Source organism: Thermostichus sp. OS-CIW-20, from assembly GCF_054061455.1.
Map to the genome: position 1 here is coordinate 35,327 of NZ_JBSSEF010000008.1, position 23,102 is coordinate 58,428.

19 protein-coding genes and 1 riboswitch are annotated in these 23,102 nt (G+C 60.5%); of the genes, 4 read left to right on the plus strand and 15 right to left on the minus strand.

Going from position 1 to position 23,102, the window contains the following annotated elements:
- Positions 1 to 37: 37 nt before the first annotated feature.
- The 4 genes from ACVWXC_RS05050 to rpmH all read right to left on the minus strand — a co-directional run bounded on the left by ACVWXC_RS05050 (position 38) and on the right by rpmH (position 5,582).
- Entirely contained in the window at positions 38 to 1,246 is a 1,209-nt protein-coding gene (locus ACVWXC_RS05050; RefSeq protein ID WP_457391452.1) for an SH3 domain-containing protein, read from the minus strand.
- 106 nt (positions 1,247 to 1,352) lie between these two features.
- Complete coding sequence (gene smc, locus ACVWXC_RS05055) at positions 1,353 to 4,895, minus strand: chromosome segregation protein SMC (protein WP_099884414.1); 3,543 nt, start codon at positions 4,893 to 4,895, stop codon at positions 1,353 to 1,355.
- A 75-nt stretch (positions 4,896 to 4,970) separates the two neighbouring features.
- On the minus strand, positions 4,971 to 5,351 hold the full coding sequence (gene rnpA, locus ACVWXC_RS05060; protein ID WP_011431672.1) for a ribonuclease P protein component: 381 nt from the start codon (positions 5,349 to 5,351) through the stop codon (positions 4,971 to 4,973).
- A gap of 90 nt (positions 5,352 to 5,441) precedes the next feature.
- Positions 5,442 to 5,582, minus strand: a complete 141-nt coding sequence (gene rpmH, locus ACVWXC_RS05065) for a 50S ribosomal protein L34 (protein ID WP_011431673.1) — start codon at positions 5,580 to 5,582, stop codon at positions 5,442 to 5,444.
- A 241-nt stretch (positions 5,583 to 5,823) separates the two neighbouring features.
- On the opposite strand from rpmH, the gene dnaA reads away from it, so the two are divergent.
- Positions 5,824 to 7,227, plus strand: coding sequence for a chromosomal replication initiator protein DnaA (gene dnaA, locus ACVWXC_RS05070; RefSeq protein ID WP_011428926.1), 1,404 nt, complete (start codon positions 5,824 to 5,826; stop codon positions 7,225 to 7,227).
- A 194-nt stretch (positions 7,228 to 7,421) separates the two neighbouring features.
- Positions 7,422 to 8,087, plus strand: coding sequence for a hypothetical protein (locus ACVWXC_RS05075; RefSeq protein WP_206336916.1), 666 nt, complete (start codon positions 7,422 to 7,424; stop codon positions 8,085 to 8,087).
- On the opposite strand, the gene ACVWXC_RS05080 is transcribed toward ACVWXC_RS05075, so the two are convergent.
- The 3 genes from ACVWXC_RS05080 to ACVWXC_RS05090 all read right to left on the minus strand — a co-directional run bounded on the left by ACVWXC_RS05080 (position 8,084) and on the right by ACVWXC_RS05090 (position 11,896).
- Entirely contained in the window at positions 8,084 to 8,905 is an 822-nt protein-coding gene (locus tag ACVWXC_RS05080; RefSeq protein ID WP_099812651.1) for a class I SAM-dependent methyltransferase, read from the minus strand. The genes ACVWXC_RS05075 and ACVWXC_RS05080 overlap by 4 nt on opposite strands.
- Before the next feature lie 103 nt (positions 8,906 to 9,008).
- Positions 9,009 to 10,895, minus strand: coding sequence for an ATP-dependent zinc metalloprotease FtsH (gene ftsH / locus ACVWXC_RS05085; protein WP_011428929.1), 1,887 nt, complete (start codon positions 10,893 to 10,895; stop codon positions 9,009 to 9,011).
- 125 nt (positions 10,896 to 11,020) lie between these two features.
- Positions 11,021 to 11,896: an SDR family NAD(P)-dependent oxidoreductase gene (locus ACVWXC_RS05090; RefSeq protein ID WP_011428930.1), complete on the minus strand. Its 876-nt coding sequence runs from the start codon at positions 11,894 to 11,896 to the stop codon at positions 11,021 to 11,023.
- A 390-nt stretch (positions 11,897 to 12,286) separates the two neighbouring features.
- On the opposite strand from ACVWXC_RS05090, the gene ACVWXC_RS05095 reads away from it, so the two are divergent.
- Positions 12,287 to 12,772 (plus strand): hypothetical protein, encoded by a 486-nt coding sequence (locus ACVWXC_RS05095; protein ID WP_240527883.1) that lies wholly within the window; start codon positions 12,287 to 12,289, stop codon positions 12,770 to 12,772.
- 37 nt (positions 12,773 to 12,809) lie between these two features.
- Here the strand turns inward: ACVWXC_RS05095 and ACVWXC_RS05100 are convergent, their stop codons facing one another.
- The gene (locus ACVWXC_RS05100) at positions 12,810 to 15,359 is read right to left on the minus strand and encodes a DNA gyrase/topoisomerase IV subunit A (protein WP_011428933.1); all 2,550 of its coding nucleotides are present in this window, start codon (positions 15,357 to 15,359) and stop codon (positions 12,810 to 12,812) included.
- 451 nt (positions 15,360 to 15,810) lie between these two features.
- Between ACVWXC_RS05100 and ACVWXC_RS05105 the strand changes: the two genes are divergently transcribed.
- Positions 15,811 to 17,214 carry a phosphoglucomutase/phosphomannomutase family protein gene (locus ACVWXC_RS05105; protein ID WP_099812648.1) on the plus strand — a complete coding sequence of 468 codons (1,404 nt, stop codon included), beginning with the start codon at positions 15,811 to 15,813 and terminating at the stop codon, positions 17,212 to 17,214.
- A 58-nt stretch (positions 17,215 to 17,272) separates the two neighbouring features.
- Here ACVWXC_RS05105 and ACVWXC_RS05110 read toward each other — a convergent pair whose 3' ends face one another.
- From ACVWXC_RS05110 to ACVWXC_RS05140, 7 genes are all read right to left on the minus strand, one after another.
- Positions 17,273 to 17,665 (minus strand): VOC family protein, encoded by a 393-nt coding sequence (locus ACVWXC_RS05110; protein ID WP_011428935.1) that lies wholly within the window; start codon positions 17,663 to 17,665, stop codon positions 17,273 to 17,275.
- A gap of 149 nt (positions 17,666 to 17,814) precedes the next feature.
- Positions 17,815 to 19,182, minus strand: coding sequence for a phosphomethylpyrimidine synthase ThiC (thiC, locus tag ACVWXC_RS05115; RefSeq protein WP_011428936.1), 1,368 nt, complete (start codon positions 19,180 to 19,182; stop codon positions 17,815 to 17,817).
- Positions 19,183 to 19,187: 5 nt separating this feature from the next.
- A riboswitch (TPP riboswitch) is annotated at positions 19,188 to 19,288 on the minus strand.
- 202 nt (positions 19,289 to 19,490) lie between these two features.
- The gene (locus ACVWXC_RS05120; RefSeq protein ID WP_041438007.1) at positions 19,491 to 20,258 is read right to left on the minus strand and encodes a hypothetical protein; all 768 of its coding nucleotides are present in this window, start codon (positions 20,256 to 20,258) and stop codon (positions 19,491 to 19,493) included.
- Positions 20,222 to 20,962, minus strand: a complete 741-nt coding sequence (locus ACVWXC_RS05125) for a DUF1995 family protein (protein ID WP_011428938.1) — start codon at positions 20,960 to 20,962, stop codon at positions 20,222 to 20,224. Before ACVWXC_RS05125 ends, ACVWXC_RS05120 begins: the two co-directional genes overlap by 37 nt.
- Positions 20,963 to 21,002: 40 nt before the next feature.
- Positions 21,003 to 21,467: a GUN4 domain-containing protein gene (locus tag ACVWXC_RS05130; protein ID WP_011428939.1), complete on the minus strand. Its 465-nt coding sequence runs from the start codon at positions 21,465 to 21,467 to the stop codon at positions 21,003 to 21,005.
- Between the two features lie 50 nt (positions 21,468 to 21,517).
- Positions 21,518 to 22,045 carry a hypothetical protein gene (locus tag ACVWXC_RS05135; RefSeq protein WP_011428940.1) on the minus strand — a complete coding sequence of 176 codons (528 nt, stop codon included), beginning with the start codon at positions 22,043 to 22,045 and terminating at the stop codon, positions 21,518 to 21,520.
- A gap of 160 nt (positions 22,046 to 22,205) precedes the next feature.
- Positions 22,206 to 22,970, minus strand: coding sequence for a GvpL/GvpF family gas vesicle protein (locus ACVWXC_RS05140; protein WP_099812645.1), 765 nt, complete (start codon positions 22,968 to 22,970; stop codon positions 22,206 to 22,208).
- Positions 22,971 to 23,102: the final 132 nt, after the last annotated feature.

The following is a 23,102-nucleotide window of genomic DNA, read 5'->3' on the forward strand; positions in this document are numbered from 1 at the left end:
GCTGAAGGGCAATAGGAAGCAATTGGGAGCCCTGGCTCTAGGGCTCTAGTTTATAAAGTCTCAGTCTGGTTTGGCTCTGATTCAACGTTTTCCAGGTCTTGAGAGTAGGGGAGAGAGTCTTGCTCTGGGCAATTTCCTGCTCGAAGTGTGTCCGGGCTTGAGGATGGATCCCTGCTGCGATGGCTTGCTGCAATACGTGACGACGCACCTCTTCAGTGTGCCTGTCAAGCACCATTTTCAGAGCATAAAACCGGTTGATGGCAAGCTCGTTGAAATGGGCCAGCGCCGCTGCGGCAAAGGATCCCTCTGCACCCCGATAGAGGTATCGCACCAGGGTATCGGCGGCCTCTCTGGCCAATTCCCCCTTCAGAGAATGCAGAGCTTCTAGATTCTTTTCCACTTCTGCCAGGGAGTTGCCACAGGATACCCGTGTCAGACCCATCGATACCCAGCCCACCAATGGCTGCCGAATCTTGAGCCAGCCGTTGAGTACTTCCATGACCCGCACTTCGGTTCCATTGGGCAGTTGACCGATAACATTGCCTGCGGCTACAGCGGGTGTCGATCGTACATTAGTCGGCGGATTGGGATCCTCTATCTGAGTAATGCAGGGCAGGGGGACATCTGTGTACAAGGTGTCGTCGATCTCAACCTCCTTGCCGGCACTGCGAAGTGTATCAATTAGCCGACTGACAACATCTTTGGGCACATCTAGCACTGTCGAGAGCCAACTTGGATTAATGCTTAGCCCTGGCTCCCAGCCCGCCTGAGCCACCACTACCCACTGACCACTGTGTTTTTTAAGCAAATAGCAGCCATCAATTACCGGAAGGTCGCCAACTCCGGCAGAGACTTCAACCAGAGCATAGTTTTCGGCAATGGCGATTGCTCCGGTTTCCAGAGGATGAACCGGCACACCGGGAGATCGAGCTGCTGCTTGTCGGAGATACTCGTTGATCAATGGGTCGGTGAGCACAGCTTGCCTTATGGCAGTGCGATCACCAGAGCTGCCGGGGTTTGGCAAGGTTTGCGCGACCCAAGTTCTCGCTGTGGCAGCTGGCAAAGCCGACAAAACTTGAAGGGAAGCTGTAGGAGCTTCTGCCTTGGATCCGCCATTGTCCAGGGATTGCGCAGAGGCATTGCCGACCAAAAGCAGCAGCGTTGTTGCTATCGACAATGCTGATGGGATTTTCCTCAAGCTCAATATCGATCGGCAGCTTTGGGATAGAAGAGCTTGCATTTTCATCAACATCTGCTGAAATGGTTTGCCCTGCGGAGTTTTTGGAATCTACGCTCTTCTCTAGATAGCAAGCGAGATGGGATCCCGCCGCGATTGCCGCCTGCTGGGTGCTTTAGCCGACGTGAGCGGTGGGGTTGACTAGGCCGATCACTTGAGTGTAGGCGCCGCGAGCTTGGGTCACTCCAATGGTGCGCTCCGCTTTTTCAAGCATGGGACGGCGCAGGCTGACCACCAAGAATTGCGCCTGGCGGGATTGCTGCCAGATCATGTCGGCCAATTTTTCTACATTGGCCCCATCCAAAAACATGTCCACCTCGTCAAAGGCATAAAAGCTAGAGGGGCGATAGCGCTGCAACGCAAAAATAAAGCTGAGGGCCGTCAAGGATTTTTCTCCGCCCGACATGGCGCTGAGACGACGCACTGGCTTGCCTTTGGGGCGGGCCACCAGGGTCAAACCCCCGGCCAACGGATCCTCTGGGTTCTCCAATTCTAAATAGCCCTCTCCCTCGGAAAGCTGGGCAAAGATGGTCTGGAAATGGCCGTTGATGGCATGGAAGGCATCCAAAAACGCTTGGCGGCGCAGGGTGGAAAAGTTCTCGATGCGCAGCAACAATTCGGTGCGCTCTTGGTGCAGGGTTTCCAGTTTGGCGCTGAGATCCCCTAGGCGGGCCTGGATCTGTTCGTATTCGGCGATGGCCAACATGTTCACCGGCTCCAGGGATCGCAATTGCTCTTCGATTTTGCGTTTTTGCCGTTGCAGCTCGTCCAGGGTCAGGTGGGGGGGCAGGGGGGGAAGGGGATCCGGCAGCTCTTGGGCCGCGGCTTGCAGTTGGGCTTGCAGTTGGGCAAGGATGGCCTCTTTTTCCTGCTGTTGGGTGAGGGCGTGGTAGCGTTCCCATTCCAGGCGTTGGAGCTGCTGCTGTTGGGCGCGCAGTTGAAATTCTTGCCGCTCCCGCTCTTGGCGCAGGTGGGCGAGGCGGGCTTCGATCTGGCCCATCTGTTGCCGTTGCTCGGCAATGTGCTGCTGGATGTGGGCGAGAGTGGCCTGGGCCTGGGCGATTTGCTCTTGAAGTTGGGCCTGACGCCGTTCGCCCTCTTGCAGGCGCTCCTGGTGGTGCTGGATCTGGGCCTGCTTCAGGTGTTGCTGGCTGAGGTTCTCCTGCTGCTGTCGCTCCAGGTGGGCCAGGTGGTGTTGCAGCTCCGCCAGGTGGCTCTCCTGCTGCTGTACCGCCTGCTGCAGTTGCTGCCAGTGCTGGTTGACCGGGGATCCCTCCAGTTGGCTGAGCTTGCGGGCGAGATCGGCCAGGCGCTGTTGCAAGGGATCCCAGCGGAGTTGAATCTGGTGCAGCCGCTCTTGGATCTGCTGGCTTTCGCTTTGCCATTGCGCCAGGGATCCCTGCAGGTGTTGCAGGCGGGCCTGCTGGTTTTGGCAGTCGGCCTGGTGCCGCTCCAGGTATTGCTGGGCTTGCAGGGCGTCCTGGCGGGCCAGGAGCAGGGCCTGGGCCAGTTGTTTTTCGCGGGCTTGGGCGGCTTGGAGGCGAGGGGCGAGGGCGGCCAGCAGCGCTTCCAGATCGGCCAGGCGGGCGCGCAGGGCTTCCCCTTCCGAGTGTTCGCCCGCAGAAAAATGGATCCCAGCTCGTTGGGGGCCGGTGCCGCCAGTGATGGCTCCCGAGGTTTCCAGCAGCTCCCCTTCCAGGGTGACCATGCGGTGCTGGCCGATGTAGGGCCGGGCCAGCTCCAGGCTCTGGAAAACCAGGGTGGAGCCGAACACAAAGCCAAAAACATCTCGGTAGCGCTCTTCAAAGTGCACCAGGCGGATGGCGTAGTCGATCAGACCGTTTAAGTTGAGGGGGGCGGGCGGGCGGGCGGGCTGCAATTTGTTGAGGGGCAAAAAGGTGGCGCGCCCCAGTTTTTCCCGCTTTAAGAGGTTGATCGCGCTGACGGCGACGCTTTCATCTTCCACCACCACAAAGTGCAGTCGGTTGCCTGCCGCAATCTCCAGCGCCAGTTGATACTGGGGATCCACCTGCCCCAACTGGGCCACCAATCCCAAAACCCCCGGCAGGCGGGCGCTCAGGATGGCCTGGGTGGCGCGGGATCCCTGGGATTCTTGCAGCAGTTGGCGGCGGGTCTCCCACTTGTCCAGTTGCCGCTGCTTGGCGTGGAACTCGGCGGCCAGCCGCTCGTGGGTGGCGCGATCCAGCTCCAGGTTGGCTTGCAGTTGCGCCAGCTCTTGCGCCAGGGCCTGCACCTGGGCTTCCGACTGTCGGCAGGCCTGTTCCAGCTCGGCGGTGAGGGCCAGGTGGGATCCCAGCCATTCTTCAATCTGGGCGATCTCAGTTTGGGTGTCTTGGACTTGTCGCGCCAGTTGCCGTTGGCGCTCTTGCAGGCGAATTTGCTCCTGTTGCAAAGGCTCTTGTTCGGCGCGGATCTCTTCCAGGTGGCGGGTGAGGTAGCGCTGCTGCTTGACCCAGGCCTCGGCAGATTGGGCCAGGGCCCGCAGTTGTTCGCGGCTTTGTTCTAGGCTGATTTGGGCTTTCTGCACCTGGGCTTGCAGGGATCCCTGGGCCTGGGCCAGTTGCTCCTGTTGGCTTTGCAGGCGTTCCAGCTCTGCCTGCAGGTGCTGCTGTTGGGTTTGGCGCTCCTGCTGCAGGCGCTGCGTTTGCTCGATTTCCTGCTGCCAGGCGGCGATCTGTTGGCTGAGCTGTTGCCGTTGCACTTCGGCGGCAGCGATCTGGGCTTGCAGGTGCAGGTATTCTTCCTCTCCGAGGGCGTGGATGCGGCTTTGCAGCTCGCTCAGGGCGGCTTCCGCCTGCTGTAACTGCTCGCTCAAGGTCTGCACCTGAGCAGTGGCTTGCTCCTGAGCCTCCAGAAGCTGCCGAATGGCTGCCTGGGTTGCTTCCACTTGGGCTTGCAAATGCCGCCAAAGCAACACCCGTTGCTGTCGCTCCAGCGTTTGCCACTGCAGCCGCAACTGCTGGTACTGCTGCGCCTTTTCGCTTTCCCTGAGCAGCCGCTCTCCTTGGGCTTGCCATTCCTGCTCGATGAGCCGGAAGCGCTCAATTTGTTCGCGCACCACCTCCAGCTTGGCGTTGGCCTGGGCGATCTTGCGGTCGAAGGTGGCCACCCCCGCCAATTCGTCGAGGATCTGCCGCCGCTCCTTGGAGTTCATGGAGATGATGCTGGTAACATCCCCCTGCAGGACCACGTTGTAGCCGTTGGGGTAGATGTGCATCGCCTCCAGTTGCTCGTGCAGCTCGCTCAAGGTGCAGGGCACATCGTTGATGTAGAAGGTGCTGGTGTAGGGCAGGGAATCGGGATCCTCTCCCTTGCCGGGGCTGACCCGCAGCCGACGGCTGACTTTCCATTCTCTCGGCTGGCCGTCTTCTCCCGGCCCCAGATCGAAGGTGACGGCGACGTGGGTCTCTACCCGCCGGTTGCTGCTGAGGCTGCCAGAATGCACCAGATCCGAAAGCCTCTCTGCCCGCATCCCCCGCGAGGACGATAGCCCCAGCGCGAACAGGATCCCATCCAGGATGTTGGACTTGCCGGAGCCGTTGGGGCCGGAGATGACCGTAAAACCCGGCAACAGGGGCAGCGAGGTCGTGCTGCCAAAGGACTTAAATCGGGTCAGCTCGATCCGCTTGATGTACATCCCGCCCCATATCTAGCGCAGCCAGCAGCAGATGATGGCACCAGGCTAGCACGGGTAGCGCAGCCTGCCCAGCTTCTAAGAAGGCTCAGGATCTGGGCTCGGGCTGACGAGCAGATCGGCCTTTTGCAAAAGACGATGCACCTCTGCCTGTAGCTCTGGCCACTTATAGGTGAGCAGGTTGGGCTTGGAGATGAGCAGTAGCCGGTATCCGGGTTTCAGGTTTGGGCACAGGGGCCGCAAGATTTCTCGCAACCGGCGTCGCAGCCGATTCCGCTTGACAGCAGATTTGCTCACCTTTTTCCCGATCACCAGCCCCACCTGGCTGGGGATCCCTTCGCACCCCGCCGGCATCGGCTGAAACAAAAGGATCAAGCCTGCACCGGAACGGCGCTGCCCCGCCTGGTAAAGCGCCTGGAAAGCTCGCCGATCTCGCAAGCGATAAGGAGCAGGCAGCATTGGGCACTGAAAGGGAATCCCAGGCAGGAGTCAACCCGTCTTGGACGCCGACACCCCAAGAGTTTGAGATGGGATCGGCTCTGCTAACCCTTAAGAAACCGCCAGGCGATAACGCCCCTTGGCCCGCCGCCGCCGCAAGACCTGCCGCCCGCTTGCCGTGCGCATCCTGGCCCGAAACCCAGAGACGCGAATGCGTCTGCGATTGGTGCCACGAAGGGTACGCTGAGTCATGGTGGAGACCAACTCATCCTGTCAACAAGGCCTGCTGCGACTGGCGAGGGAGAAGCCCAGTTCACCGGCAGACAATTAGCAAAGCTTTATCGTAGCAGACTCGACGGAAAATCGCTAGATTGGCCGCCTCACGCCGAGCAGCTAAATTGGGGATCCTACAATCCCAGTCGAGAGAGCAGAGGCACCGGGTTGGCGCCCCTGTCTTTGCTGGGCTTTGGCTGTGTCGCTTTGGGTGTGTGGTGTGGACATCTCCCTAGATCGACTCTGGGACGAAGCTTTGGGGCATCTACAGGTGCAGCTCAGCCGTCCAACTTTTGAGGCTTGGATCAAGACGGCGCGAGCTGAATCCTTGGTGGACAACCGCCTCACCATCTCCACTCCTAGCGAATGGGCGCGGGGCTGGCTGCAAAAGCACTACGCCTCCACCATCACCGAGGTGGTGCAGCGGGTGGCCGGAATCCCTTTGCAAGTGGAGTTTTCCGTCGCTCCCCAGGCTTTGGTCGAGGAAGAAGCTCCTTCAACGGCTGTGGCCTCAACCTCCCGCAAGGCCGGCAGTTTTCCTGCTTCCGCCCCCTTGGGGCTGGAGGTGAGCGGCAGCCTGCCCATGCGAGCCCCGGATCTCAACCCCAAGTATTCCTTCTCGCGGTTTGTGGTCGGCCCCAACAACCGCATGGCCCATGCAGCGGCTCTGGCCGTGGCCGACAAGCCTGGGCGGGCCTACAATCCCTTGTTTCTCTGCGGCGGGGTAGGGCTGGGCAAAACCCACCTGATGCAGGCCATCGGCCACTACCAACTGGAGGCGAATCCGCGGGCCAAGGTCTTTTACGTGTCCACCGAGCGCTTTACCAACGATTTAATCGATGCCATCCGGCGAGACAGCATGCAGTCTTTCCGGGAGCACTATCGAGATGTGGATATTTTATTGGTGGACGACATTCAATTTATCGAAGGCAAAGAGTACACCCAAGAGGAGTTTTTCCACACCTTTAATACGTTGCACGAGTCGGGCAAACAGATCGTGCTAGCTGCCGACCGCTCCCCTCACCTCATCCCTCGGCTGCAGGAGCGGCTCTGTTCTCGGTTTTCGATGGGCTTGATTGCGGAAATTCAGCCGCCGGACATCGAGACCCGCATGGCCATTCTCAAGAAAAAAGCCGAGTACGAGGGGATGATCCTACCGCCTGAGGTGATCGAATACATTGCTACCACCTACACCAGCAACATTCGCGAGCTGGAGGGCGCCCTCATCCGTGCCGTTGCCTACGTCTCCATTTCTGGCCTGCCGATGAGTGTGGAGACGATTCAGCCCATTCTCAACCCCCCCAGCGAGCCCAAGGAGATCACGCCCGACATGATTATTGACGTGGTCTGTGAAGAATTCGGCGTCGACCGAGAAAGCTTATTGGGATCCTCTCGCAAGCGGGACATCAGCCAGGCGCGGCAAATTGCCATGTTTTTGATGCGTCACCATACCAATCTTAGCTTGCCCAAAATTGGCGATTACTTTGGCGGGAAAGATCACACCACCGTTCTCTATAGCTGTGAAAAAGTTAGCCAGTTGCAGCGGGAAAATCTGCAATTTGAGCGGCAACTGCAAAACCTGGCCCAGCGGCTGCGAGTCATGGCCAACAGCCGAAACCGCTAGTCTTTGCCTTGCCATTGTTGAACCGTCCTTGGGGTGTCATCCTACGCTGCTGAGAGCCGCGGCGCCCGCGAGCTGGCGTGAAAGCTCCTATTGGAAGCAGCTACAGTTAAGGACGGGAGGGGCGGGGGTTGCAGGTGGTAGGGCAATCTGGCAAAGGACTTTGCTTGGGTATGCTGCTCCTTGGGGCTGGGCTGATGCCAGCATGGCCGGCCTGGGCCCATTCGACCCAAGCGGGCCGCAAGGAAGCAGATCCGCGGCCAACCGCGCTCTCAGGCGTTTTAGATCTGGGGCTGGATAGCCAAATTGTGGAGGATAGCCCCGTGTTGCGCCGCTGGCTGCAAAGTCCGCCCAATCTCCTGGAAGAAATCCGCAATACTCCCGTCTTGCCCACCCGTTTGCAGGCGGGTTTCGAGTCGGCTTCTGAGTGGCGAATCAGCCTGCAGGACTTGCGCCTGGGAGATCGCCTCACCCTCAGCGGCGACTATCGCCAATCTTCTGAGAACCCAGAAATCCGCCAGTACGGGTCAGAGGTGCGCTACTTTCTCGCCCCTATGGGCTCCCGCTTGAACCTGGCCCCCCAACTGGGCTATCGAGCCTTGGAAGAAAAAAACCGCCGCCTCAGCGGGGTGAGCTATGGGGCCTTTGTTGTTTTGGCCCTGGCTCCCGGAGCCGCCGACTTGACTGGCAGCTACACTTGGGTGGCCCCGCAGGAGCCGGAAGAAGGACAGGCCACCCTAGCGGAGATCACCGCCGCCTACGCCATTAGCCCTTCCCTTCGTCTTGCTGCCCGCTACAGCCTGCGCCACTCCACCTTGGCGCGGGAATCCAGCTTTGGCGTTGGCCTGGAGTGGATCCCCTAGAGGCGCACTGCCTGCACAAAAGCCACCCAGCCGAAGCTGAGATAGCGCTCCAAGCGCAACCCCACCTGGGCAAAGTGCCAGCGCAACTGGTCTGCGGAGAAAAAGCGAAGGCCGGTCGCCTCCAGCAACTGCTGCACCCTCTGCCCCCATCCCTGCACCTGCTGGCTGTGCATCGAGACAAACACCCCTCCCGGTTTCAAAACACGGGCCACTTCCCGCAGACAGGGATCCAACGGCACCTCGTTCAGGGTGGCGCCGCTGATCACCGCCCCAAAGGCTCCAGAGGCCAGGGGAAGCTGCTCCGCCCGGGCTCGCACCAGGCTGTAGCGCTGCCAGTGGGGCTGGGCCTGCTGGGCCGCCTCCGCCAGCACTCCCGTCGCGTTGTCTAGGCCGATCACCGTCCGCTGCGGATCCCTGGCCAAGAGGAGGCGGCTCCAGTACCCCCCTGCCGTGCCCAAATCCAAGACGGGATCTGCCTCCCCCACCAGTTCCGCCAGCAATTGGCCTTCCCGCTCGCTGCCGAAACGCTCCCCCGACAACAGCGACAGCGCCCAAGGCCGCCAGAGGCGATCGTAGCCCCAGGCAAACCCGGGCAGATGGGCAATGGCCTGAGCGGGAGTGAGCGGCAAGTCCCGCGCGGCGGCCAAAAAATCCACCGCTCCAAAGGCGGTGATGGGGTAGATCTGGCCGCAACGGGGACAGTAAACCCGATCCGCCGCGGCTCCCGGCTCACGTCCCGGTGGCAGGTTCAGCCCTTCCTGACCACAGCTCAGGCAGCGGTAGAGGTGAACCGGCAAGGCAGAGAGAGAAGAGAGCATGACACAACCTGACGACAGCCGCAAAACAAAAGGGCAGTTGCCGGGCGCCGGCCCCAACAACCACCCTCCCAGGTTAATCAATCCCGCAGCGAGAGGGGATCCCTCAAGCCGTCTTCGGGCTGGGCAAGCCGATCTTCTCGGGGATGGGCACGTATTCTGCCACAATGGCCCGAAACTCGTCCCCATCTAGGGTTTCCCGTTCCACCAGGGTGTCGGCCAGGCGATCCAGCAGCGCCCGGTGCTCCAGCAGGATTTGCTTCGCTCTTTGGTAGCAGCTCTCCAGGATTTGCCGCACCTGCCGGTCGATCTTGGCGGCCACATCTTCGGAGTACTCGACGCGGTTCATCCAGCCGCCGCCCAAAAAGATTTCGTTGTTGGGCGGATCCCACATCAGGGGCCCCAGCTCGGACATGCCAAAGCGGGTCACCATTTGCCGCACCAGGTTGGTGTTTTGCTGCAGGTCGTTGCTGGCCCCCGTCGTCACTTCCGAGTAGCCAAAGACGATCTCCTCCGCCGCCCGACCGCCAAAACCGACCACCACCCGATCCAACAGCCAGGCGCGGCTGTACATGCCGGAGTCGATCTGCTCCTCGTTGGGCAGTTGCTGGGCAAAGCCGCCGGCACCTCCGGAACGGGGGATGATCGTTACCTTGTTCAAGGGATCCGCATGGGGCAAGAGGGTCATCAACAGAGCATGGCCGCACTCGTGGTAGGCGATGAGGCGCTTGCTTTTGCCGTCTAATAGCGGCGGCTTGGTCAGGCCAATGGTGATGCGGTCGATGGCGTCGTCGATGTCCTGGTTGGTGATGGCTTTGTGCTGACGGCGGGCCGCCAGGATGGCCGCCTCGTTGAGCAGGTTGGCCAGATCGGCGCCGGCAAAGCCAGGGGTGCGGCGGGCAATGGCCTCCAGGCTGACCTCTTCTGCCAGCTTCTTGTTGCGGGCATGCACGCGCAAGATCTCGTAGCGCCCCTTGAAGCTGGGCCGATCCACGGTGATCTGGCGGTCGAAGCGTCCAGGCCGTAGGAGCGCCGCATCCAGCACATCCGGGCGGTTGGTTGCGGCAATAACAATTACCCCTGAGTTGCCCTCAAACCCATCCATTTCCGTAAGCAACTGGTTCAGGGTTTGCTCGCGCTCGTCGTTGCCGCCGCCAATGCCCGCTCCCCGCTGCCGGCCCACCGCGTCGATCTCGTCGATGAAGACGATGCAGGGAGCATTCTCCTTGGCCTTCTTAAAGAGATCCCGCACCCGCGAGGCCCCCACGCCGACGAACATCTCCACGAACTCGGAGCCAGAGAGGCTGAAAAAAGGCACTCCCGCCTCGCCAGCAATGGCTTTGGCCAAGAGGGTCTTACCCGTCCCCGGCGGCCCCACCAACAGCACGCCTTTGGGGATCTTGGCCCCTACGGCAGTGAAGCGCTCCGGCTTCTTCAGGAAGGTAACCACCTCTTGCAGCTCTTCTTTGGCCTCCTCGATCCCGGCTACATCGTCAAACTTGACGCCGGTTTTGGCTTCCATCTGGAAGCGGGCCCGCGACTTGCCGAAGTTCATCGCCTGTCCAGGACCGCCTGCTCCTCCGCCAGCGCGGCGCAGGAACAAGAACAACCCCCCCAGCAGCAGCACCGGGATGACCAGGTTGCCCAAGATCGCCCAGAAGGCGCTGCCATCGCGGGTGGGCACTACAGCCACCTCGATCCCCTGCTCGGTGAGGCGATCCACCAGTTGCGGCACGGTGTTGGGCAGCAGGTTGACCCGGTAGCGGGTGGAATGCTGCGTTTGTGGGTCAACAGCCGTCACTTCGGCTACCAGGTTGTTATCGAGGAGGCGCACATCGGTAACGCGACCCTCCTCGACATAGCGCAAGAAGCGGTCATAGGTGAGGGCAGAGGCCAGAGCGGCGTGGGCAGGAGCTAGGCCGGATCCCTGCCAGAGACAAAAGCCCAGCATGAGGGCAATTAGCCAGCGCTGGGGAGATAGAGGTTTGTTCATGGGGAAGGGGAACACCTGGTTATTAAAAGTCCTTCAACAAACTTAACCTGTCGCTCCCCCAAGATACAACCCTGCCGCACGAAATGCCCGGAATTGCGCTGGGAAGGGATCCCTGCAATCGGCGACTAGGCCGATTTGGGGGATCCCAGGGCATCCAGGCCGTAGACGCGCCGCCACATTTGGTCGGCCAGAGCGGCGGGCAGCAACCGCATCAGCCCCAGCGCCAGCTTGCCGCCCGTAAAAGCGGTGTAGCGGTCGGAAGGGTGGGGATCCGTCATGGCTCTCAGGATCGGCTCCACCACCTTCTCCACCGGCCAGGCCATTTTGTGGAACGAGCTGGCCAGCTCGGCAGCCTTGTCCAAGATCGCTTTGTAGGGGCCGTTGGGATTGACAACAGCAGCAAAGGTCTCTTCGGCCACGCGGCCAAACTCGGTGGCCACCGGCCCTGGCTCGATCACGATAACCTTGATGCCAAAAGGGGCCACTTCCACCCGCAGGGCGTCGCTGAGGGCCTCCACGGCGAACTTGGTGGCGCTGTAAACCCCACTGAAAGGCATCGACATCTGGCCGGCCACGGAGCTGAGGTTGAGGATGCGGCCGCTGCCCCGCTCCCGCATTTGGGGCAAGAGGGCGCGGGTGAGGGCGTGCAGACCAAACACATTCACCTCGAACTGCCGCCGCATCGCCGCCACATCCACCTCTTCCACCGGTCCCATTTGGCCGTAGCCGGCGTTGTTCACCAGGATGTCCACCCGGCCAAAGCGATCCAGGGCCTTTTGGGCCAGCGCCTCCACCTGGGCTGTATCGGCCATGTCGGTGGGCACCACCAGCGCTTCTGTCCCCTGCTTCTCCACCAAGTCCTTGACGTTTTGTAGCAGCTCCTCCCGGCGGGCCGCCAGCACCAAGCGGGCCCCGCGTTTGGCCGCTTCCAGGGCGACGGCCTTGCCAATGCCGGCAGAAGCGCCGGTAATCAGCACCACCTGATTGGCTAGTGAAAGCATGGCTTTCCTCTCTGCAAACTTTCTTCATCCTAGAGGGACTTCCGGGATCCCTGGAAAGAGGCAGCCTCGCTCCTTGGGCTGCGGTGCTGGGCCGCTGTTTCTAACTCAAGGGGTGCTCTGCCAGATGGATGGATCCCTGCGGCCCAGAAGCTGCTCGGACGGTTTTTCGCGCCCAAATTGCAGGGGGGGTTGGGAAAAGCGGTATGATCGATGGACAACTTGCTGGGACAAACTCCCTCGCTCGAGTGTACGCCTAGTCTAATGTCCTTGCCACAGGTACGAGGTGCAGTGACCGTAAGATATTTCCGCAGGCGGGCTAGCCGAGGCCGATCTTCCTTGCCGGAGGAGCGCTGGGCTCTCGCCGAGGCCTGCTTGGATCGATTGCTCAGAGTGGCGGAAGCCAACCTAAGGGCCAATTCCGAGCTGCGCCAACAGCAGCAGGAGCAGCAACGCCAACTGGAGGCCGAGCGGCGCCACAGCGAAGCCCTGCGCGATGCCACCGCCGATTTGCGCACCAGCGTCATGGAGTTGCGAGAGGGGCAAGCCCTTTGGCAAAACCAGGTGGACGAGCTGCGTACCTGTTTGCGAGAGTTGCTCAAGGAACAGAGCGAGCTGGTGCAGATCATCGCCCAGCAGCAGCACATCCTGAAGGACTGTAAGGAAGTCATCCGCGCCATTTTGGAGCAAATGCGGGATGACCACCGGGACTTCCGCTCTGCCATCGGCATTTTGCTGGAGGAACTGCACCAAACTGTGCGCTGCCTGGTTCTTAAGTCAGGTGGCACTCTCCCTAAGCCTGTCCGCCATCCCGAAGCGCCGGATCCCGGCTCCCAGCCGCCTGATTCTGCCTCGCCTGGGGATGGCTCTCTGTCCTAGCGATCCAGACTTCTGCTTTCCCCCAAAAGCTCCAGAGCTATCCAATCCCGCCCTCCGGCAGCCACTGCGGCCAAAACAGGCGCAACTCCCTAACCTGCTCCCCCTTGACCAACAGGGATCCGCCGCCGGACCGGCCTTGCAGGGGAATTTCCTCAGGAGAGAAGGAGTGTACCCGCTCGGACTCCGCGATCACATCCACTTGCAGATGGGGGTGCGCCGCCAGATCGGGGGGAAAACCCACCAAGCCCACCAAGCCATCCCCTTTGTTGGAGAAGTGAAAGGCCGACACGCCCACTTTACCCTGCTCCAGGATGGGGATCTCGCCCAGGGGTAGCCGCTTCAAATACCCCGACCGGCTGGCCAAAACTAAGATCCCTTGCGGGGGCAGCAGCGCCATACCGACGATCTGTTCTGTGCGCCCCAAACGTAGAGCTGGGGATCCCATAGCTGCCCGACCCATCAAGGGGATCTGTTCGGCGTCCAGCCGCAGCACCCGCCCGCCGGAGGTGGCCAGGACAACGCTGTAGCCTTGGTGGCCGGGATGCCAAAGGGCCGCCCAGCCCAGCTCGTCTCCTTCTTTGAGCTTCAAGACGGCGGCTCCCCGTTGGCTGAGGCCCACCAGCTCCGCCAAGGCCACCCGCTTGATCCGCCCCTGCCGGCTGAGCACCACCAAGCTGGCCTCGCCGGGAGAGTGCTCCGCACCGCTGACGCGAACGGGATCCAACGGGAAGGCGGCAACAATCGGCTCGGGGTTGGGGAGAAGGGTGACCAGAGGCACCCCCCGCGAGGAGCCGGTGCTGAGGGGGATCCCTTCGATGGGCACGGTGAAAGCCCTGCCGCTGGCGGTGAGCACCAAGATTGCCTGCTCTGGGGTCACGCATTCCAGGCTGACCAGGGTATCTTCTCCCAATTCCCGCTGCGCCGGGTTGCTGCGGGAGCGAGGCCCAGGCAGAGGCAGGCGGCGCACGTAGCCTTTGCGGGTGAGTTGCAGCAGAAAGCGGCTGTCTTCGCCGGCTTCGCCGCCGGGGATCTGGGCCGCCTCCGCTTCCAGTTCCGAGGCCGAGAGAATCTGGGTGCGCCGGGGATCCGCAAAGGTTTTTTTCAAGTGTCGCAGCTCTTTTTTCAGGTAATTCAAGAGCTTGCGGCGATCTTGCAGCAGTCCCTGCAGCTCGGCGATGCGGGCCTGCAGCTCGGCTTGCTCTTGATAGAGGCGCTCCCGCTCCAAGGTTGTCAGGCGGCGCAGGGGCATGGCCAAGATCGTCTCCGCCTGCTGGGAGGTGCAGCCCAAGCGGGTTTGCAGCTGGGCTTTGGCCGTGGCGCTATCGGGCGCTTGCCGCAGCAGGTCGATTACCCCTTCCAGATCGGCCAGGGCCAGCACCATCCCCGCCACCTCTTCGGCTTTGCGCTGTACCTGCTGCAGTTCGGCGCGAAACATCCGCTTGAGAGTGGCCTCGCGAAATTGCAAAAAGTGCTGCAAAATCTGCTTCAAGCTGAGCTGCTGGGGTTTTCCCTCCACCAAGGCCAACAGGATCACCCCAAAGGTGCTCTGCAAGGGGGTGAGCTTGTACAACTGCTGCAAAACCGCCTGCGGGTTGGCCTCCCGCTTCAGCTCCACCACCACGCGCATGCCGCTGCGATCCGACTCATCCCGCAAATCTGCGATGCCGCTGAGACGGTCTTGGGCGACCAGCTCGGCCACCTTCTCGAGCCAGGCAGCCTTGTTCACCTGATAGGGAAACTCGCTGATGATCAGGGCGGGCCGGCGGTGGCGTCCTCTGCCCGGCTGGATCTCCTCAAAGCGGGCCACTCCCCGCAGGGTGATGGAGCCGCGGCCGGTGAGGTAGGCCTCGCGGATCCCCTGGCCATCGACAATTTGGCCGCCGGTGGGAAAGTCCGGCCCCGGGATCCAGCGCAACAGCTCCTCAGGGCTGAGATCGGGCTCGTCGATCAAAGCCAGCAGGCCGTCCACCACTTCCCCCAGGTTGTGGGGCGGGATGTTGGTGGCCATGCCCACGGCAATGCCAGCAGAGCCGTTGAGCAGCAAGATGGGCAGGCGGGCCGGCAGGACGGTGGGCTCCGCCTGGGAGCCGTCGAAATTGGGCATAAAGTCCACAATTGCTTCGGAGATCCCCTGCAGAAGGGCTGTGTGGCTCAGCTCCGCCAGCCGACACTCCGTGTAGCGCATGGCCGCCGGCGGGTCGTCGTCCACCGAGCCGAAGTTGCCGTGCCCCGCCACCAGGGGGTAGCGGCTGGAAAAGTCTTGTGCCATGCGCACCAGCGCGTCATAGACCGCCTGATCCCCGTGGGGGTGATATTTCCCCAGCACGTCCCCCACGACGCGCGCGCACTTGCGGTAGGGGCGATCCGGCGTCAGGCCCAGCTCGTGCATGGCGTAGAGGATGCGGCGATGCACCGGCTTGAGGCCATCCCGCACATCCGGCAAGGCCCGCCCCACGATCACGCTCATGGCATATTCCAGGTAGGAGCGCTGCATCTCCCCCTGCAAATCGGTTACGATTACTCGCCCTAGACGGGATCCCCCACCCGATCCAGATCCCAGTCCGTCGAGAGTCAGTTGCTGAGTCATGGCTCATTAGGAGCGGAACGCTTTCCAGGTTACTGTAGCCGTTTCCGCAGCTTTTGCGACCCCACCCAGCCGCTGCCGTTTTTGAAACGGGGGAGTGGGGTGGCGGCTCCGCCGTGCTATTTGACACTCCCACCGCCTAAAGGCAGGGGATTCTTACGCAGTTCAACAACGACCTCGTAAAGGCGCTGTCAAGACGCCCCCAGACAGTTCCTCGAGGCAAAGCCCCAAGGTTCTGCTTACTCTTCTGATGGCGTCAGCGGGACGAAGTCTTTGCAGGTTGGCTGAGACGTTCGGACGCTTGCCACCGGTCGGTGCTCGCCTGGGAACGGTACGCCTTGGTGGCAACTCTTGGCGAGCCACTAAAGTTGCTTACGGGCTTTTCCGCCCTGCCCTCAAGTGCAGGGCTACCAAGCTATCCTTCTCTGTAGTCGGGGTGGATCTGGGTGCAATCATGGCCGGGAACTCCATTCGTTTTGGCACTGACGGCTGGCGAGCCGTGATCGCCGATGGCTTTACCTTCCAGAACTTGGGCATTGCCGCCCAGGCCAGCGCCCAGGTGCTGGCCCGCACCTATCCTGGGGCAGGGATCCTGATCGGCTACGACAACCGCTTTCTCTCAGAAAAATTTGCTGCCCACGCTGCCGAGGTGGTGGCGCGGCTGGGGATCCCGGTTTATCTCTCTGCCTGTGTGGCCCCGACACCGGCCTTTAGCTGGGCGGCCAAAGAGCGCGGCTGCCACGGCGCCTTGGTGATCACCGCCAGCCACAACCCGCCCCACTATTCCGGCCTCAAGGTCAAAGGCGGATTTGGCGGCTCCGTGCCGCCGGAGGTTACCGCCGCCATCGAGCAGGAGCTGCACCACCTGCAACCTCTCGCATCCAACCCAGCCCCCATCGAAACCTGGGATCCCTGGCCCGGCTACCTGGCTCAGCTCAGCCGCTTTGTGGATCTGGAGAAGCTCAAAGGATCCCCGGCCAAGATCTGGGTGGATGTCATGTTTGGCTCTGGCGCCGGGGGCCTCAGCCGCCTGTTGGGGGAGAAGGTGATCGAATTGCAGGCACGTCGGGATCCCTTGTTTGGCGGGTTCCCACCGGAGCCGCTGCCGCAAAACCTGCAGACCTCTGCCCAGATCATCGCAGCGGATCCCGCCCCGTTAAAGATGGGTCTGGTCTTCGATGGCGATGCCGACCGCATTGCTGCCCTCGATGGGCAAGGCCATTTTCTCAGCCCGCAGATCCTCATTCCCATCTTGATCGACCACTTGGCGGGGCGGCGCGGCCTGCGGGGCGAGATCGTCAAAACCATCAGCGGCTCGGAGCTATTCGTGAAGGTGGCCGAGCGCTATGGCCTGCCAGTTACGGAAACGCCGGTGGGCTTTAAGTACATCGCCGAGCGCATGCTGAGCACACCGGTGTTGCTGGGGGGAGAAGAATCGGGCGGCATCGGCTATCTGGGCCACATCCCCGAGCGGGATGCCCTCCTCTCTGCCCTGTACTTGATCGAAGCCGTCACCGAAACCGGGCAAGATCTGAGCGCCCTTTACCGAGCTTTGCAAGAACGGGAAGGGTTCACCTCAGTTTACCTACGCCGCGACCTGCACCTGGCGGATCAAGGTCAACAAACCCGGCTCTTCCAGCAGCTACAGACGGATCCCCCCCTTGAGATCCTGGGGCAAAAGGTAATCAAGCATTTCGATCGCGACGGCCACAAGTTTAGCCTTGCCGACGGCAGTTGGGTGATGATCCGGGGCAGCGGCACCGAACCTCTGCTGAGGCTCTACTCGGAAGCCAGAACCTCAGAAGAAGTGAACCGTCTTCTCGATTGGGCAGCTGGGCTGCTCAGCAAGATTGCTTAGGGCTACAGAAGGACGCCCACGGCCCCTAGCTTGCTTGTGCGCGATAGCAGTTCAGAGCTCAAGCACTTGCCTCGGCTGTCTTGGCCTTGGCTTGGTCAAAAGTGCCTGGCGGCTCGTACAGAAACTCAAACAGGTTGCCATCGGGATCCTTGCCATAGAAGGAGGCAGTGCCATCCCGATGGCTGTGAATGGCCCCTACCGGGATCCCTGCGGCTTGCAAGCGCCGATGCTGCTCCTCCAGCTCCTCCCTGCTGCTGAAGACAAAGCCAAAGTGGGGCCCTGCCGCCCGGTAGCCCGGCCCCAAGAGTGCCAGCCCATCGTCTCCGGCTTTCATATAGGCCCAGTCGGGATCCTTCCAGACGTTGACCATCCCCAACTTTTCGTAGAACTCTACTGCCTTAGAGATGTCTTCTACGCGGACAGCAACATGTCCAAGTTGCTTCAGTGCCATGCTCTTCTCTCTCCTCCACAGAGACAACCGCAAGGGTTTCTCTATAACCCAGCATAGCTTGCAGAGAGAGCCCCTCCCCACTCCCCCGAGAGCAGGGATGGAACCAAGGTCGATTCCAACTTCGTTCGAGGCCCAGGGCAAGCTAATGCCTAAGCTGTTGGCTGCTTGGCCAAGAATCGCTCCAGCTCGCTCAACGCTTCTGCGTCCATTTTGGTCTGCATGGGGCAGAACTTCGGTCCACACATCGAGCAAAACTCCGCCGTTTTGTAGATATCTGCCGGCAAGGTCTCGTCGTGATATTCTCGCGCCCGCTCTGGGTCTAAAGACAACTCAAATTGTCGGTTCCAATCAAAGTTGTAGCGGGCTCTGGACATCTCGTCATCTCGATCCCTGGCCCCAGGACGGTGGCGGGCAATATCGGCAGCGTGGGCGGCAATTTTGTAGGCAATGAGGCCGTTGCGCACATCCTCGGCATTGGGCAAGCCCAGGTGTTCTTTGGGAGTTACGTAGCAGAGCATCGCCGCCCCGTACCAGCCGGCCAAGGCCGCCCCAATGGCAGAGCTGATGTGGTCGTAGCCAGCGGCAATATCGGTTACCAGCGGCCCCAAAACGTAGAAAGGAGCCTCGTCGCATTCCTCCATTTGCTTGCGCACGTTAAACTCAATTTGATCCATCGGCACGTGCCCTGGCCCTTCCACCATCACCTGCACATCGTGCTCCCAGGCCATGCGGGTCAACTGCCCCAGGGTTTTCAACTCCGCCATCTGGGCCTCGTCAGAAGCATCGTGCAGACATCCGGGCCGCAAAGCATCGCCCAGGCTAAAAGAAACATCGTATTTCTTGAAGATCTCGATGATGTCGCGGAAGTGGGTGTAGAGCGGGTTTTGCTTGTGGTGGGCCAACATCCAACGGGCCAGGATCCCACCTCCGCGAGAGACAATTCCTGTGAGACGGTTGCGCACCAATGGCAGATATTCGATGAGGATCCCGGCATGGATGGTCATGTAGTCCACCCCTTGCTGGGCCTGCTTTTCGATGATGTGCAAGATATCTTCTGCCGAGAGTTTTTCGACATTGCCATGGACACTTTCTAGAGCTTGGTAGATGGGCACCGTGCCGATGGGCACCGGAGAAGCTTGGATAATAGCCGTGCGAATTTCGTCCAAGTCGCCGCCGCCGGTGGACAGATCCATAACGGTATCGGCGCCGTATTTAATGGCCAATTTCAGCTTTTCCAGCTCTTCGGCTAATCCAGAGGAGCTGGGGGAGGCGCCAATATTAGCATTGACTTTGCAGCGGGAGGCGATCCCGATGCACATGGGCTCTAGGTTGGTGTGATTGATATTGGCAGGGATGATCATGCGGCCCCGCGCCACTTCTGAGCGGATCAGCTCCGGCGGTAGGTTCTCTCGCCGAGCCACGTAGTCCATCTCTTCGGTAATCACGCCCTGCCGGGCAAAGTGCATTTGCGTAACATTTGCTTGCCCACGACGGCGGGCAACCCATTCGCTGCGCATGGTGTCAACTCCGGTACTCGCTTTCCTACGCTGGTATGACCCAGATCAGGTTCTGAGGATGTAATCTCAGCCTGGGGGCAGCCCCCAGACACTCCTAGCGTGTTGTGATTCTATCACCGAAATTGGAACTGGATTGGAACTTTGGGATCGATATCAGAGTAGTTTGAGACAATGCCCTGGCGCGTCGCGCCGCTGACCCTTCCAGTCTCTCCCCTCACCCCCAGTCCCTTTCCGATAGGAGCAGCGATACGAGCAGTCTGCCCTGGGGAAGGTGCTGCAGCTAGGGGGCAAAAATATCATCAGAAGCATTAGATGCTGGCGAACCCTTCAGGCAGTGGCTTTTTTCTTTCTAAAACGGGCTTATCTGCCTTCAATAACCACTGTGCCCTGGCCGAAAGCTTTTTGAAAAAGGGATCCGAGAGGATACTTTTTTCTTCTAGCTGTGGGATCCACACATGTTGCCTCTTGGGATCGCTTTGGATCTCGATTTTGCTCGAAGTGAGCAAGTGATCAGTTAATCTCGCCGAGATCTCTGACCAGTCGATTTCCTGCCCTAAGTAGAAGCTATGTTGCTCAAGAACGCAACCGATAATCTTGCTTAGGAGATCGTCCTCTACGGGTTTGAAAAAGCAGTTGTCGTGAATGTAGATTTGGTGGACAACTCTATTTCCAAGCCTCTCTTGGTCGACAACAAGAAAGTCTTTGCCTTCAAATCGGATTTCTAATTCATAGGCGACGGCATCAGTTAGCAAATATTCAGTAAAATGTTTGGAAAAATTTTCTCGGCAAAGTTTCTGAATAGGAGACTGTTCTAGGCATCTTACACGATCCGATAGTCCTTCTAAATCTGGAGAGCAGGCCAGCAATAAAACATTATCCTGATACTCTCCATAAATCTTTGAATACCAGATCGCGCCGACGTTTTTAAATGGCTCTAAAATGACTCGCAAAGACACACTTGCGCCGCTGAGAGATAGGTTGGGGTAGCTAAGCTGGGTGAGCCGTTGCCGCGACCACCAGTCTTGAAGCTGCAGGTCGATCATGGGATCCCGCCCAGCCAGCGCCGCCAGCTCCACCAGGGATCCCCTCTCTTGCTGGCCCTGAACAGCTCGGCCACTTCTTCGCCGCTGGGCCGAGCCCTAAAGGTTTTGAGGACGCTGTAGAGGCCGGGCTCTTCCTGCTGCCACACGCTCCAGGGATCCGGGTAGGCGCGAAACAGGGCTCCTTCTACCAGCGAGCGCAGGTAGTAGCTGGTCTCAAAGGTGCTCAGGAAGCGTTGCCGCAGCCGGCGCCCGGCCAACCCCACCCCCACTGCGGCGGCATCCTGAAGTTGCGGGTTGAGGAGAACGACGGGCTTGGGATCCCGGCCTTTGGCCGCCAGCCCAGAGGGATCGCCGCCGCTCACCAACTGGCAAACCCGCTCCACCTGATCCAGGCTGTAAACCGCCGGCATCACGAACAGGACACTTTGTTCTGGCGTAGGTTGGGTGCGGGCAGTCAGGCTCTGCAGTTGGATCCCGTCGGGGAGGGATCCCCATTCCCGCTGGGCCAGGGCCGCTCCGCCGGCATCGCTGAACAACACCAAAGCCGGTGGCGGCACCAACTCCAAAAATGGACGAGCCAAGACTTCCGGCTTGATGTCGGGGGCCAGGATCTCGATGAGCAAGCGGCGGTATCCCGCTTGCAGGGCCAGGCGTGTGGCCTGGATGGCCTGCTCGCAGGCTTGGGCCAGATCGCCGGGCAGGTGGGGAAATTGGGTCAGTTGCAGTTGCTCGGCCACAGTCCAATCCAACTTAGATTCAATAAGATTCAAAAGACGCTCAGCCGGATAGGTCTTCCCAAGCTCTGTGGGTAAGCAGCTCCTCCAGCACCCGCACCCCCCGCAGTTGGTTGGAAAGGGGCAGGTGGCCCTTGGGAGCGGACAGATCCCAGGTGAACTCGTCGGGATAGCGAGTCCAGTGGTAGCCTTGCTTCCAGCCAATCAGCGGCCAGAGGCGCTCCCAGTTGCGGTTGACCCCCAGCCAGAGTTGCCGCTGCACCGAGTAGCCGAAGCGATCCCCGGAGGCCGCCCGCCACAGGCCATCGATGGTGCGCAGATCCTCTGCCGGGATCCGGCTCACCTCGGAAAAGTACAGCCAGCCCCGCCGCGCCGCCCCCTCCCCCGCCGCCCGGCACAGCAGTTGCAGGCTCAGCCGATCCGCTTCCAGCCAAGCTCCCGCCGCTAACAACTCCTGCAAAGGCCGGTAGTCGATGTTCAGGGCTGAAATCAGAGGGACTGTCACCATTGCCGTTGCAAAGGGTTTCTTTCGAATTCTAGTCCCTGTCGGCCAGCCCCTCAGCTTTCGGGCGGGTACTGGGGCGGATTCCCAAAGAGGATGCGATAGCCAATATAGGCCACCCCCAACAACCCCGCCAGGATCCACAGAAAGGCCGAAAAGGGTAGGTAAGAGAAAAAGACAACATAGACCCGGCGGCTGAGCCAAGAGAGGATGAGATAGACCGCCGCCAAAATGCTGATCCCTTGCAAGGTGCGGAAAGCCGGCACCCGCGAGAGGGGCATGCGCTGCCGTGCCACCCAGATGGAGCTAAGGAAATAGTAGGGAGGCACCAGCAACAAGAACATATCCGCCTGCTTGACCACCGCCTGCCAGCCGGCCGTGTTGGTGGCATAGGCCAAGTAACCGGCCCAGAGGACAAGGCTTGCCGCTGCTAAGCCAATGTTCAAGCTGAGCAAAAAAGGCTCTTCCCACTGCCCTGGGATCCAGTGGCAGAGAACCCAAACCAACCAAGGAGCTGCAAAGAGCAGGATGGCAATCGTTAAGCCGTTGGCGTTGAGCTGGGTAAAAAATGTTTCCAGGGTCATGACGGCTGAGGGGACGGGAGGTCACTTTCAAAAATAGTAGTGTAGTCCAATCCCTCACCAGAATCCGTAAGTAATACCCTGAAAAATTACAGCCAAAACATTGCATCCTCGCTGGGTCAGGGTTTCCGGGCGCGCGAAACGGGATCCTTTTGCTAGGGCACTACTGAGTACATCTGGAGGGATCCCGCAGGGCACCCACAAAGTGATAGGGGGGCAGGGACTCGCTCCAGTCCAATTGCCAGTGGGGGTGTGCTGCTACCCAGGTTTGGGCGAGCTGGGCTGCCGTTTCCCGTTCGGCAGGGGTGAGCAAGAAGTAAAGCCGCAGGACTTCTCCCGGCTGCGGATCCCCTCTTTGCACTGGCCAGGTAGAAGGCCAAAGCTGCTGCAGGGCCGCCAGCTCCTGTTCTTGCCGCTCTTGGGCCTGTCGTTGCTGGAGATAGGCTTGTTTGCGGGCCAACAGATAGGCTGTGCCGCTGGGAGCGGGTTGGGGATCCGGGGGGGGCTGGGGCGACAGTTTTCCTTTCAGGCAGTACTCGGCTCTTCCCCCGATGGCCGCGAGGGCCTGTTCGTACTCCGCCTGCTGGGCCAATAGGTGGGATCCCAGCTTTTCGGCTGAGAGAAAGCAGGTGCCAAAGCGCAGGGGCAGCAGCGGCATCTGGGCAAACAGCCGGCAGATCACCTGGTCGTGGCGCAGGGCAGAACGCAGCAGCACCTCATCCGAAGCCTGCAGCGACGCAGGATCCGGCATCGGCTCCACAGCAGCGGCAATTCGGCCTCCTGTGGGAGAAAACACCTGCAGCGGCCCGCGGATCCCTTGAGTTTGTTGAATGAAATGCCAAAGCGGCGCGTCTGGCATCGGCAAGAAGGCATAGGTGTAAAGGGGGCTGCCGGCGCTCTGTTCGCTGGGTTCCGGTAAAACTGGCATTGGCTCGGATCGAGGCGTAGACTTTTCCTCTCAGTCTAAGCAAACTTGCTGGCGCTTTTTGCCCTGGGGGGCTGCTACTGGCGACCTGAAGATGCGGTAGACTAATCCTGGCAGGGTTTTTCAGGTCTGGGG